This window comes from Marinilabilia rubra (assembly GCF_003121985.1).
Classification (GTDB): Bacteria; Bacteroidota; Bacteroidia; order Bacteroidales; family Marinilabiliaceae; genus Marinilabilia; species Marinilabilia rubra.
Genome location: NZ_QEWP01000002.1, coordinates 181493 through 194856 on the forward strand (window position 1 = coordinate 181493; position 13364 = coordinate 194856).

The window sequence follows — 13364 nt, forward strand, 5'->3', positions numbered from 1 at the left end:
TTCCATGCAGGTTATGCTTTATTAAGAGCTGCCTGCATGGTTGCCCCAATCTCGGCCGGGGATTCAACAACATGAATACCGCACTCTTCCATTACTTTCATTTTTGCGGCTGCAGTATCATCTTTACCTCCAATAATAGCACCGGCATGTCCCATCCTACGTCCTTTAGGGGCGGTCTGACCTGCAATAAATCCAACCACCGGTTTGGTTCCGTTTTCTTTTATCCATCTGGCAGCATCCGTCTCCATGCTACCTCCTATCTCGCCAATAATTACAATGCCTTCAGTATTTTCATCTTCCATCAACAGCTTAGCAGCTTCAAGCGTGGAAGTACCAATAACCGGATCTCCTCCAATCCCAATACATGTACTTTGGCCCAATCCCAATTTTGTTAATTGATCAACAGCTTCGTAAGTAAGAGTTCCGGAACGACTGATCACGCCAATACTGCCTTCCTTATGAATAAACCCGGGCATAATGCCTGCTTTGGCCTTTCCGGGGGAAATAATACCGGGACAGTTAGGTCCAATTAACCGGCTTTTGCGCGATGACAAAAAGTGTTTTACTTTAATCATATCTGAAGTAGGAATACCTTCACTAATGGCAACAATAAGGCCTACACCTGCATCGGCTGCTTCCATTATGGCATCAGCAGCAAATTGAGGCGGAACAAATATCACCGAGGTATCAGCTCCGGTATCTTTTACTGCATCAGAAACAGTATTAAAAACCGGCAGATTAAGATGGGTCGTGCCACCTTTACCAGGGGTAACGCCACCAACAACCGGTGTGCCGTATTCAATCATTTGTTCTGCATGGAAAGTTCCTTCTCGTCCGGTGAACCCCTGGACAATAACCTTGGAATCTTGGTCGATTAACACACTCATAGACAAATAAGTATAAAGTTTATAGCTGATTAATATAACGCTTCTCTTTTTTCGAACACTAAAATAAAATATTTCATTAATGTATAGTTAACACAAATCGGGGCCAAAGAGTTTATTTTTGAGCAAAACCCAGAAAAAACTATGACCATGATGAACTGGCAATCACTCAAAATTCGCCATAAACTTTTTTTAGGATTTGGAATTGTTGTTACTGTTACCGCTTTATTTGGAGGAATCTTGCTTTCAGGCCTCTACTCCATAAATAATTCTTCAAAAGACCTCTACAACAACCACATACCCGCATTATCCCAAACTTACGATCTGCAAAACCACTGGCAAAAAGCCATTTTCAATTTACGTACTTTTTCAACACAAAAAAAAGAGCAATATTATGTAATGGCCAACCATCATTTAAATAAAGCCAGAGAGATATTGGATTCTCTCAAGGTTGAAAGTGAACAAAAAAAAAGCAAATGGGAGTTTATTGACCGGGAATTGGCACACTTCCAAAAGCAAGCCAGAAACTCATTCTCCGCTGCTCTTCAAGTTGAAACATCCTATTCAAAGCTGGATTCTGCCCAGAAAAGACTGCATGAGTTGTCAGATAACTACCTGAGTCTTCAATACAAAAAACTAAAAAGAGATATAGACAATGGAGAGGCTAATCACATCGTGAAAAGAAGAGTGGATAAAATCAATCTGATGAATGAGATTGTGAGAACTGCCGAAAATCTTAAAATCACGATTGGAGAAACCAATTTCAGAAATGACCCCACGTTGTTGGATGAAGTAGTACCCACCCTTAGCATTATTGACCTAAACGTAGGAACCATTCTGCCAATGACGACCAAGCAGTATGATGTGAAATCCCTTAATGAAATAAAAGATCAGGGAGAGATTTGCAAAAATGCTATTACCAAACTAACTGATAACTGGAAAACCTACAGTAAGCTAAATAATCATGATTTCCTCGAGCGCGGGTTATCTCTCACCATGGATATGGCAGACAAACAGGAGAACTATCTTGCAAGAAGTGCAAAGTCCAACCTGCAGCATGCATCTAATGCCAGAAATATTTGGTGGTGGAGTGTTTCTCTTTCCATGTTGACGGCCATTTTCATTGCCTGGCGCATCAGCCGTTCACTTTCGGATCCAATTATAAATCTGACCGCCCTTGCTGAACAGCAAGCTGACGGGTTATTAATTGAAATACCCGAAACAACGAGAAATGATGAAGTAGGTAAATTAACCCGCTCCATGAAACTGCATCAGGAACAAACTCACCGAATTGTTGATGCATTGAAGAATATGGGGATTTCATTAAATGATTTGATGCAACGACTAAAAGAAAGATCTGAAAGGCTCACAGCGACTACAACATCTCAGGCTTCATCAGCACAGGAGATAACAGCCTCCATTGAAGAGATGCAGGCCCTCACAGAGAACAGCAGTCAGGAAACAGAGCAGGCCTCAATCCAAATTCAAAAAGCAAAAACCGATGTGGCACTATACATTGAGCAGAACAGAGAGGCTATCGATCATATGCAGGAATTAATGAAACGAAGTTCGGTAATTTCCGAACTCGCCTCACAAACCTATATTCTTTCATTAAATGCATCAGTTGAAGCATCCCGGGGTGGCGACGAAAGTAAGGGGTTTGGCACCATTGCCAAGGCTATGCGTGAATTGGCTGAAAAGATAAAAAATGTATCAAGTGAACTAAATGATTTGACTGAAAAAGGTCAAAAAACATCAGATGAAGCTAACCTTAATCTGGATAATATCAGTCAGATAATCACCTACAATGAAAATGTCCTCCAGCGTATGGCAACTCTGTCGTTACAGCAAAATGCCGAGACCCGACAGGTGGCAAGTGCCATCCAGGAACTGAATTTGGAAACACAACGAACTGCCCAAATGGCTGAGGCAATGTCGGGCGAAGCCACCAGAATGAATTCACATTCTGATGAACTTCAAGAAATTCTTACCTTTTACCGAAAAGAGGAAAAGGAGGAAGATTCCCTCCCTAAAGTAAACCAGTGGGAATGGGCTGAACTTTTGCCGAATGATGAAGAGAAGGACACAGCAGCTATATTGAAAGAGGAAGAAATTAGTGGATAGTTAACAGAGAATCGATACTTCACACCATTTTCCCTATAGCCTCCACCCACTCATCACTGAGATTGAGACATGGAATAGCAGTAAATTTTTCTCCACCAGCCTCTAGAAAAGTTTCACGGCCTTCCATTCCAATTTCTTCAATGGTTTCAAGACAATCACTGACAAAGGCCGGCGTGACAACCAGTATTTTTTTTACCCCTTTGCCGGGTAATTGAGCCAAAACATCCGATGTAGCAGGCCCAAGCCATTTGTCACTTCCCAGTCTGGACTGGAATGAAACACTGTATTCCTCATCATTCAAGTTAAGTTGCTCTATTACCAGCCGTGTGGTTTCAAAAACCTGATGCCGGTAACAAAACTTATGTGCCGGTGAGGGAGTACGGCAACAATCCGTTGACTTTAAACAGTGATTGCCTGTAATGTCACCCTTTAAAATATGCCGCTCGGGCACCCCGTGGTAGCTAAACAACAAATGATCAAACTCCTCCCTGAGAAATGGTTTTATACTATTCGAAAGAGCTTGGATGTAATCAGGATGATTGTAATAAGGGTCAACAATCTTTAATTGAAAAGCGTAATTTCCCTTTTCCCAAACTTCCTTCACATATTCAACAGCTGTTTCATAACTACTCATGGCATAATGCGGATAAAGAGGGAACAGCACCACCTCTTCCGCGTTTGGTTGATACTCCTGTATCTCTGACAAGGATGCCTGAGGAGTGGGATTTCCATAACGCATACTCAAATAGGCAGGTAACCCGGTCTTCTCCTCCACCCTGGCCCGCAGTTTCTCACTCAAAACAATCAACGGAGAGCCCTCCTGAGTCCAAATGCTCTTGTATTTTTTCGCGCTGCGTGGCGCCCTGAAAGGCGCAATAATGCCATTTACCAAAAGATAACGCGGTACCTTGGGGATATCAATCACGCGGCCATCCATCAGGAATTCTCTCAAATATTTGCGAACATCTTTCACGGCAAATGAATCGGGCGATCCCAAATTAGCCAAAAGAAGGACTTTTTTACTCATTGGTTTAATTTATATTAGCCTGGTTTATTTATGAGTTTTCGTTATGAAATGTATAATTACCAATAAATACTGGCAACCGCAAAGAAAATTGATGAAGGAAATAGTGAACTATTTTCAAGTCAGTTTTATTGAGGACGCCAGTATTTGGCAGGTAATTGAACATTGTAATAGATAATTTATGAATAATCCAGGTTAGATCCTTAGATTTACAGAGATAAGATTTAAGATGATTTGTATAACACACGAAACCTAAATCGGAACACACAAACCACATAAAATACCAGCTATTGATTGTTTGTCCAATACCAAGTTACAACTAATGATTGCTTTAGGTTAAATAAATTACAACACTTGTTTTTAACGCTAAAACCAATTGGCAAAGACCTGTTTTACCACAGACAAAAAAATTAACATCGAATCGTTTACCATAATAACTACATTGCGGCTCTGCGTTTAAGCCTGTTTATAATAAATCATCTCCATAAAACTAACAATAAAGCAGATAAAATCTATTATCTCAAACATAACATTGATGCAAAATGTTAGATAACTGAAACAGGTTCTCAGGAGCGATGTTCAATACCTCCGGCAATCTGCAGAAATTATCATTCATAAGGCACAGTATATGAAAATACTTTTAACCGGGGTTACCGGATATATAGGAAAAAGACTTCTGCCGGTTCTTCTTAATGAGGGCCATGAGGTATTCTGCTGCGTTCGCGACCCTGAACGTTTTAATTCTGAATACTATGAATCTACTAAACTTCACGTAATAAAAGCTGATTTTTTGGATTATGACTCCTTAAGAGACATTCCCCAAAAAATTGACGTTGCTTATTATCTGATCCACTCCATGTCAGCATCCATTCACGATTTTGATTCGATGGAAAAAAACTGTGCCGAAAATTTCAAAAACCGTATATCTGACACGGAGGCACATCAGGTCATTTATCTGAGTGGTATTGTTAATGCCAATGAGCTTTCGAATCACCTGAAATCGAGAAAAACAGTTGAAGCCATACTCTCAAAAGGCACCTATCACTTAACAACCTTAAGAGCGGGTATTATCATTGGTTCGGGTAGCGCATCCTTTGAAATCATGCGGGATTTAGTAGAGAAACTGCCGGTTATGGTGGCGCCAAGGTGGGTGGAAACCAAATCACAGCCCATTGCTATCAGAAATGTTCTGCAGTTTCTGAAAGGTGTTTTGCTTTTCGAAAAATGCTACGACCAGAGTTTTGACATAGGTGGACCGCAAGTATTAACATACAAGGAAATGCTGCTTAAGTTTGCCAAAGTACGCGAACTTAAGCGACATATTTTCACCGTTCCCGTGATGACACCTAAATTGTCATCTTACTGGCTTTACTTCGTGACTTCAACCTCCTACAAACTGGCCATCAATCTGGTGGACAGCATGAAGATTGAAGTTATCGCAGAAAAGAACCCTTTGCAGGAATGGCTCGGAATTGATTTACTCACTTACGAAGAAGCAATCCAACAGGCCTTCGGAAAAATTGAACAACAAAATGTACTTTCCAGCTGGACGGACGCACTATCCAGTCGCACCATCGAGGAAGGCATAGAAAAACATCTTAATGTTCCTGAGTTTGGTTGCTTAAAAGATGAGCGGGTTTTAGACATTTCAGATGAACAAGCTACTTTAAAAAACATCTGGTCGCTGGGTGGCGATAATGGCTGGCCTTATGCCAACTGGCTATGGCAGTTCCGGGGCTTTCTGGATAAAATAGTGGGTGGAGTTGGCCTCCGCCGTGGAAGAAAGAATCCTATTGAAATTAATGCCGGTGAATCACTTGATTTTTGGCGCGTTTTGGTAGCCTCTCCTACTCAAAAACGTCTGCTTTTATACGCTGAAATGAAACTTCCGGGTGAAGCCTGGCTCGAATTTAAAATTGAGGACAAAAAACTCATTCAAACAGCAACGTTTCGTCCCAAAGGGGTATGGGGACGCCTTTATTGGTATTCGGTATGGCCATTTCACCATCTTATTTTTGAGGGTATGGCCAGGAGGGTTGGGAGATAGCGCGGGGCAAGAAGCGTAGGGTGTGGGGCAAAGAGCTCTGGAATAAAGATTGAGTTTGACTTGACACTAGTCATTAATAAGCTCTGATCTATCCTCAAGTCCCGGGGGGGGACGAAATATCGGTAGAACCCTTGTTCTTTATGAATGGTACGAAACAATAATTTCATCCCTACAGGACTTATGCCCATATATGAACATCCTTTTCTCCCAAGATTACAGCCCTAACGAGCCTTTTTCGTTTCATTCGTTTTAAAACTTAGTAATTGTCTCTATAATTCATCGGAATAAAACACATAAGGAAACATAAGATTTTTGAACCATATCAGGCATATAAGGACATATTAGGTTTGTTGATTAAAAAGAACCAATGCCGCATCATTCCAAGGCAGAAACTCCATAGGTATGGCGGATTTCATCCTCCATTGATTCCATAAAAAACCCGGAATAAACATCCCGGGCCATAAAAACATCTAATTCACAAATAAAATTCCAACTATTTTCTTCTTTTCCTTATTCTCCTCCAAATAAAAATAACAGCACCAACCACAATCCATAGCGGCCATATTCTAAAGAGAAACAGCACAAAATCGACAAAACCGTACCAGCCTTTAGACACCGAATCAACAAATTGTTCGGTAAATTTATCTTTCTCTACCGGTTTTGACTTGATTTTAATAGCTTTAACTAACTCTAATCTGAGGGTACTATATGCCACTTTGTTCGACAAATACCTTAAACGCCCTGTCGTACTTTCAATTTCTTCTTCCAGTCCACGAATCTTCTCCTCAATTTCAAGAATCTCTTTTACTGTATTAGCTTTATGAAGTAATTGATTGTAACGAGCAAGATAGTTTCTCTTATTCTTAAGGCGGGTTTCCAGATCTATAAACTGTTCTGTAACATCACGAGCGTTTATTTCTTTATATAAAATCCTGGCCTCAGCCCTTTCAACACCAGACAAAAATCTCTCAAAGTTTTCATTTGGAATTCTTATCCTTAGGTCATAAGTAGCTTCCCTTTTTGTTTTTGTTAGGTTCTCAGTTGCATAGTAACCTCGGTAGAACTTCACCAAAGAATCTATCTGAGCCTTGGAATTTTCAAGAGAATCCACTTTTAGCCCCATTCTTCCGTCTTTAATTATCTTCTTTTTTATTTCTTCTTGCCTCTTCAAAGGGGGTGGATTTAGCTTTTCTGTTGTCTTGGCCTGACGGGTAACGGGAATTGTTTCATAATCTACCCTATCCTTCTTATACGAAGATGGCTTAATATCAGGAACTTGATCACACGATTGAATTAAAACGGCTAAAACAATGAGGGGGATGATGGTTTTGATATTCATTGATGGTGAGTTTTATTAGTAAATGGATGAATCAATCAAATTCGAAGATAACCAAAATGGTCTTACTTTTTTAAAAGGCAAAACTATTAACGACTAAATTATACAAAAAAATCAGGTACCCATTCAGTCAATTGCCCGGCCTCTATCTCTTCAACTTTTGCCGGCGGCCAATAAGGTAATATAAAATGGCTCCAAGTCCCGGTAGACAAATAATCAGCAGCAACCAGGTCAACTGCAATTTTACGGTGAAATGGCTTTTCTGGATATCTATAATTGCCATAATCGGGAGAACCACTACTATCAGAAATACGGCTACAAGTATTATTATCTCCACAAATGAAAGCATAAATAAAAGTGTCATTAAATCAGCTTCATGTTTTTCGTTTTCGGTATTTTAAATCTCTTTTTTCACAAAGAGAGATAACTGCGTAGCGACTTCGTAATTACAATTTAATGTTTTTGAGTCAAATTTAAAGATAATAGAATTATTACTTTTTTAATGTGCATGGAATAAACGAACGAGCATTTTTTGAAAGGGGCAAACTCAGGTTTGGGGTCTGGGGAAGGATAATAAAGCATTATCAAATGCAACAAAAAACAAAATCCGCAACAACAGGTTAAAGCATTGTTGCTGCGGATTTAATATACTAAAAAATTAAGGTTTACTCTTGTATCAATTTCATAATCTTACCACCAATATATACCAGATAAATGCCTTTAGGTAAATTCTCAGCAGGAACATAGGTTGAACCGGAAACGATACATTCATGAACCACCTTTCCTGAAAGATCTGTAACCAGAAGTTCCGCATCATCGGGCCCTGCATCTACATAAAACCCCGACTTAGTTGGATTGGGATAAAGAGCTATTTCACGGCTCTCCAAACTACTTGAACCAGTGGCTACCGCAGTGGTAAAACTCACCTGATCTCCATAAACAGTACCATCTTCATTAGTGGCATATGCACGTACATAGTAGGTGGTGTTTTGTGAAAGACCATTCAAAAGCGATGAAAACATTCCCGTAACATCCACAGGACCATCAATGGTTTTAAAATCATCAACTGTTGGCAGGGAAGTCTCACTCCAACAAACTCCTGAAACTGAAACAGAAGGTATTCCCAGCTCTGACAACTCAGCATTTCCCGTCGCACTAATTGCCGTAATATCGCTTACCGACAACGTAGATACAACCGGTAGAACTAACGAATTCCCGCTTATGGCAAAAGCATATGGATTCTCGTCCTGGTCATTATTGGCAATTGATACAGTTGCAACCCGGCTCCCGCCTTCCGAAGGATCAAAAGTTACCACAAAATTAACCGTTCCTGAAGTCGAAACGGTATTCATTGATGGTTGTGACGAAACAACAAAGTCAGATTGATTAGCACCTGAAATTTGAACAATTGGGCTGCCTGTCAGTTGCAAATCACTGTTTCCTGTATTTTTTATGGCAAAAGTTTTACTTACCGAACCACTGGTCATATTAACCGAACCAAAATCAGTATTATCAGAAGCTTCGGGACTTGCATCTCCATTGGCTATTTCCACAAGATTTCCCTCAACAAATATTTCAGGCTCTAACTTTGCAAAAACAGGTGTTCCGGAATTTGTTCCTTCCGCAGTCCATGAATTCACAAGGCCGGGCCATGACTCTTCAGAAGGATTTTCGGAGTAAAACAAAACATCCGCATCATCTAGGTCTGCATCAATGTTCCAGAAAGGACCGTCCGTTAAATATTGATCATTATATAGGTAATAGCCCAAAATTTGATGTTTCCAGTAAGGAAAACTATTGCTGATTCCTTGATAAATATAGGTACCATTGGCATCACCGGGAACATCCAAACCATTTGCAGTGAAATTGTATGGATAAATCCCCTCTCCTGAAACAGAAAATGTAAAAGTTCCCTCATCTGGATCGTTACTGACAATTGTTACGCTTGCAGATTTTATACCTTCTTCCGTTGGATCAAACGCTACCTCAAAAGTAACCGATGACAAAGAGCCGATGGTTGTTGTTGACGGTTGTGTCGTTACTTCAAAAGAAGAGGCACCTCCTCCATCCAACATTACATAAGGTACGCCTGATAAAGCAAGATCTGCATTTCCATGGTTGACAATGGTGAAGGTACGTGAAACATTTCCCGAGTTAACTTCTGTCACACCAAAATAAGTATGATCAGCTAATGCTGGTATATCATTACCATTAGCAATCGACACTTCGTTGCCTTTAACATCAATTTCAGGTAACGGCTCACCTTCGGTTATAAATGGCGCCCCAGAAGACTCGTTTCCGGAGTTGGTGTTATTTGTCCAGTCCGTCAGACTCAATGGCGTTGTTTTATCGGACAGCTTAAAAAATAAATAATTGCTGTTCGTCCCTGTTAAATCGACATCAAGGTTCCATATCCGGTTTTCTTCCGAATCATTATACAGATAATAATCCTCTGTTTCATGTTTCCAGTACTCGTAATTGTTCAACACTCCCTGATGAATGTAATTCCCATTGGAAGCAGAAGGGGTAGTAACTCCCGAGACATATAAATCTCTCTCTGAGAAGCCATGTCCATTAACAGAGAAAGAATAATCTCCTTCATCAGAATCGTCGCTATAGACAGTAATAATTGCGTTCCTGCTGTCTTCTGCGGATGGATTAAAATCAACAGAAAAGGAAGTGGCTCCTAAACCTGCCACACTTGATGTAGGACTAGTTACAATTGAAAAATCTGAGGCATGGTCTCCGGAAATCAGAACAGAAGAAATATTTAATGTACCTGCTCCAAAATTTTGAATTGTATAAGTTCTGGAAACACTGCCTGTGCTCACATCGGCCGAACCAAATTTGGTATGATCAGTAAAACCAGGAGTTACATCACCATCCAGTATTTCAATGCCATTACCAAAAACCGAAATTTCGGGAACAGTGGGTTCTCCCACTTCTGTAATAACAACCATACCTGTTGCACCGATGAACGAATCCCAGGAATTTATTTCTGCCGGCGAAGCTGCCGTGGAAGGATTTGTTGAGTAAAAAATCACTTCATCCCCTATGTCGTCAATTGTATTATCATCAATATTCCAATAGCGTTCACCATTAAAATCATCATTATAGATATAATACGTATTGGAGCCATTCACCATTTTCCAAGAGGCATAGCCGAATAAATTATCTTGCTGAGTATAGGTGCCATTTGCTAAAGAAGGGCTCGTTATTCCAGAAACTTCCAAATCAGCGGCATTTGCCGTATCAGGAAACATCAAGGCCAACAGAAATCCCATTAAACATGCTAAAGGTTTTAATATTCGTATCTTCATTTTCAATTTATTCTTAATTGTTTAGAAAGATCACATTAATCTTTTAGTTACGAGAGGGATAAATACCGTTAAGACAGATTATGTAATGGATGGCAATAACAGGCTGAACATTACTCACCGGCAGACTACCTCCTGTATTAGAAACATTGATTGTTCCATTAATTGTAGCTTGTCGGGATCCGGTATTTAACTCAACATCCGGGTTTTCGGTATTGTATAATTCAGGACCTCCGGTTCGGCCGGTTCCTGTAGCAGCTATTGTGGTAGCCCCTCCCTGACCGGGTACAGAGGATGTTCCTGTACTCGAGCTGGCTTTAATATTCACATTTGTAGTAGCATCTTCTAATTGCGCCAGGTGAGAATGACTGGGAAGATTCAAAGTCGTGAGAGAAATGGTTTCACGCCCCGTTCTTGCGCCTAAAGGATAATAAGATAAACCCGGGCCTTGTCCTGCCTGAATAGGCGCGCGCCCTCTTAAATCGGGCAAAGCAAAATTGGTTCTTCCATCGCCTCCATAGGTAGTTCCCAAAATAGAAAATAAAGCCGTATATTCTGTGATAAGAAGTAATTGTCCGTCACAAAATGCCCATCCGCGAGGTGCAAAATTCCCGGCAAACATTCGAATTTCTCCAACAAAACCTTCCTGAGAAGTGGCTTTAGGAGAACCGATAAACAAAAGAGAAATAATGAAACAAAAAGCGAGTAAGGTTTTTTTTAATAAAACATCTTTCATTGTAAATGAGTGTTAGAAAATTAATATAATTGAATTATTGCTACTCAACAAGTTATTAAGTTCAAAAGAACGTAAACCATGAATAATATTAAACAACTGAAATTAAACTGGAAAGATACTTTTTCTTTTAATTGGTAATAATCATAAAATAAAAACAAAAACATTTTTTTGACCAAAAGACAAACAATGGGGTCTAAAGTTCTTTCTTTCCCTGCTACGGGTTGGAAAGTGCATCCGCTTCTCATACCTGACCATTTGTGGACAATACGACCCACGAAATATTGATACCGAAGGACTGTTTTTGTGCCGGAGTTTACTCTTGAGTTTTTGTTATTAGAGATTGTTAGGGCATGTTCAATACAAAAACCCACCACCAAACTAAATACGGGGGATCGGCTTATGCTTGGTCACTTTAGCTATTAAAGAGAGTCACCACCTATACTTAATAAATTGCTAAATACCTATTGTAATTGCTTAACAGCCTAACATCTGTCACTTTACACCTATCATAAAGCTCTCTATAATATTCATAAAATTCTAACTATCTATCATAGTCTTTTAAATCATTATCATAATGGACCCAACGTTTTTCATAAGCTTTTCTATTTAAATCATACTCCATTCCACAGTAATCATATATATATCATAAACATTCATAGGTAACTCTACATTAATCATCCAATTCTTTAATAAATTCATAAGCTTCTCAACAATTATCATAACCGTAATTTTTACAATCATAGCCATCTCTATAAAAGTCATAATCATCTCTGATAAAGGCATAAGTGTTTTTATTTAATTCATCGTCTTCTCTGATTATAGCATAAAGGATTTTAACCTTTACATTGCCTGATTAATTTTATTCATAGGCATCTACATAAATATCATGTTCATATTTATATCATGTATAACTACCTTAAGGTTTATCATAACTCATTTGATTTATATCATATTCTACTCTACATTCATCAAAGGATTCTTAAGGTCTGTCACATTCTATTATAAACTCCACTCATTGTATTAAAAATTTATGTTTCTTTATTAAGCTTATTGAATACGTCGTTAGATATTTAGATTTAAGAGAAACTATGCAACACTAACAACCCGCATTTTAGCCCAAAAAAGTTTGGTTTTTTAAATAGCAGATTAAAAGTTTTAACGAACTATTACTCATAACACTACCCTTCAAATCAGAAAGATCATGAATGAGTATCAGACAAATAAAAGAAACATGCTCGAAGCAGTTAACAGTTATTTGGACGAGCATAAAAACAAGTGGCAAGGCATTGCCCGGCTGGTGGATGCCAAACAGACACTGACGCACAAGCTTACTGCCCTTGAGAGAGCAAGCGAGGCTCAGGCTGAGGCGAAAGTCTCTATTGGAAAATCGAAGCTGGCCCTCAAAAAAACCATGGCTGCCAAGGCTGATATTATTAACGATTTGGTAGCGGCTTATGCCCACATGATTGGCGATAATGAATTGGCCCGTATTATGAGCGACAGCACAAGCGCGCTTTTCCGCCTTTCATATGATAAGTTTTTTATTCGTGTAAAATCTATTATCGAAACAGCTACCGAATTAAAGGACGTGCTCATCAAGGATTTTGGAATGCAGCCAGAACAATTGACCGACTTACAAAACGACTATAACCATCTTCTGGAAATCGAAGGTCAACCGCGTGCCTTTCAAATAAAGTCGAGCATTGCCACCAACCAAATCAGTTTTCTGTTGGGCGAAGCACATAACCTGACCACCAAGCAGATTGACAAGCTGATCTCAACCTTTAAACAGAGTGACCCGAATTTCTATCACGGTTATAAAAAAGCAAGAATGATAGTTCAATAGATCGTTAGATTTTTAGATATTAGATTTAAGATGAACCATATAGTGCTAAT

Annotated in this window: 9 protein-coding genes; 3 read left to right on the forward strand and 6 right to left on the reverse strand. The window is 39.4% G+C overall.

The window, feature by feature from the left end:
- Nucleotides 1-11: 11 nt before the first annotated feature.
- Nucleotides 12-887 carry a succinate--CoA ligase subunit alpha gene (gene sucD, locus DDZ16_RS03565; RefSeq protein ID WP_109263058.1) on the reverse strand — a complete coding sequence of 292 codons (876 nt, stop codon included), beginning with the start codon at nucleotides 885-887 and terminating at the stop codon, nucleotides 12-14.
- 147 nt (nucleotides 888-1034) lie between these two features.
- Here sucD and DDZ16_RS03570 point away from each other — a divergent pair, with 147 nt between their 5' ends.
- Complete coding sequence (locus tag DDZ16_RS03570; protein ID WP_232526541.1) at nucleotides 1035-3008, forward strand: HAMP domain-containing methyl-accepting chemotaxis protein; 1974 nt, start codon at nucleotides 1035-1037, stop codon at nucleotides 3006-3008.
- A 19-nt stretch (nucleotides 3009-3027) separates the two neighbouring features.
- Here DDZ16_RS03570 and hemH read toward each other — a convergent pair whose 3' ends face one another.
- Complete coding sequence (hemH, locus tag DDZ16_RS03575; protein WP_109263059.1) at nucleotides 3028-4035, reverse strand: ferrochelatase; 1008 nt, start codon at nucleotides 4033-4035, stop codon at nucleotides 3028-3030.
- A 625-nt stretch (nucleotides 4036-4660) separates the two neighbouring features.
- Here hemH and DDZ16_RS03580 point away from each other — a divergent pair.
- The gene (locus DDZ16_RS03580) at nucleotides 4661-6079 is read left to right on the forward strand and encodes an SDR family oxidoreductase (RefSeq protein ID WP_109263060.1); all 1419 of its coding nucleotides are present in this window, start codon (nucleotides 4661-4663) and stop codon (nucleotides 6077-6079) included.
- Between the two features lie 493 nt (nucleotides 6080-6572).
- Here DDZ16_RS03580 and DDZ16_RS03585 read toward each other — a convergent pair whose 3' ends face one another.
- The 4 genes from DDZ16_RS03585 to DDZ16_RS03600 form a co-directional block, all read right to left on the reverse strand.
- Nucleotides 6573-7418, reverse strand: a complete 846-nt coding sequence (locus DDZ16_RS03585) for a DUF4349 domain-containing protein (RefSeq protein ID WP_109263061.1) — start codon at nucleotides 7416-7418, stop codon at nucleotides 6573-6575.
- A gap of 142 nt (nucleotides 7419-7560) precedes the next feature.
- On the reverse strand, nucleotides 7561-7779 hold the full coding sequence (locus DDZ16_RS03590; RefSeq protein ID WP_109263062.1) for a PLDc N-terminal domain-containing protein: 219 nt from the start codon (nucleotides 7777-7779) through the stop codon (nucleotides 7561-7563).
- A 301-nt stretch (nucleotides 7780-8080) separates the two neighbouring features.
- Nucleotides 8081-10735 carry a choice-of-anchor D domain-containing protein gene (locus tag DDZ16_RS03595; RefSeq protein WP_109263063.1) on the reverse strand — a complete coding sequence of 885 codons (2655 nt, stop codon included), beginning with the start codon at nucleotides 10733-10735 and terminating at the stop codon, nucleotides 8081-8083.
- 43 nt (nucleotides 10736-10778) lie between these two features.
- On the reverse strand, nucleotides 10779-11468 hold the full coding sequence (locus tag DDZ16_RS03600) for a phage tail protein (RefSeq protein ID WP_109263064.1): 690 nt from the start codon (nucleotides 11466-11468) through the stop codon (nucleotides 10779-10781).
- Nucleotides 11469-12669: 1201 nt separating this feature from the next.
- Here DDZ16_RS03600 and DDZ16_RS03605 point away from each other — a divergent pair.
- Nucleotides 12670-13314, forward strand: coding sequence for a hypothetical protein (locus DDZ16_RS03605; protein ID WP_109263065.1), 645 nt, complete (start codon nucleotides 12670-12672; stop codon nucleotides 13312-13314).
- Nucleotides 13315-13364 lie beyond the last annotated feature (50 nt).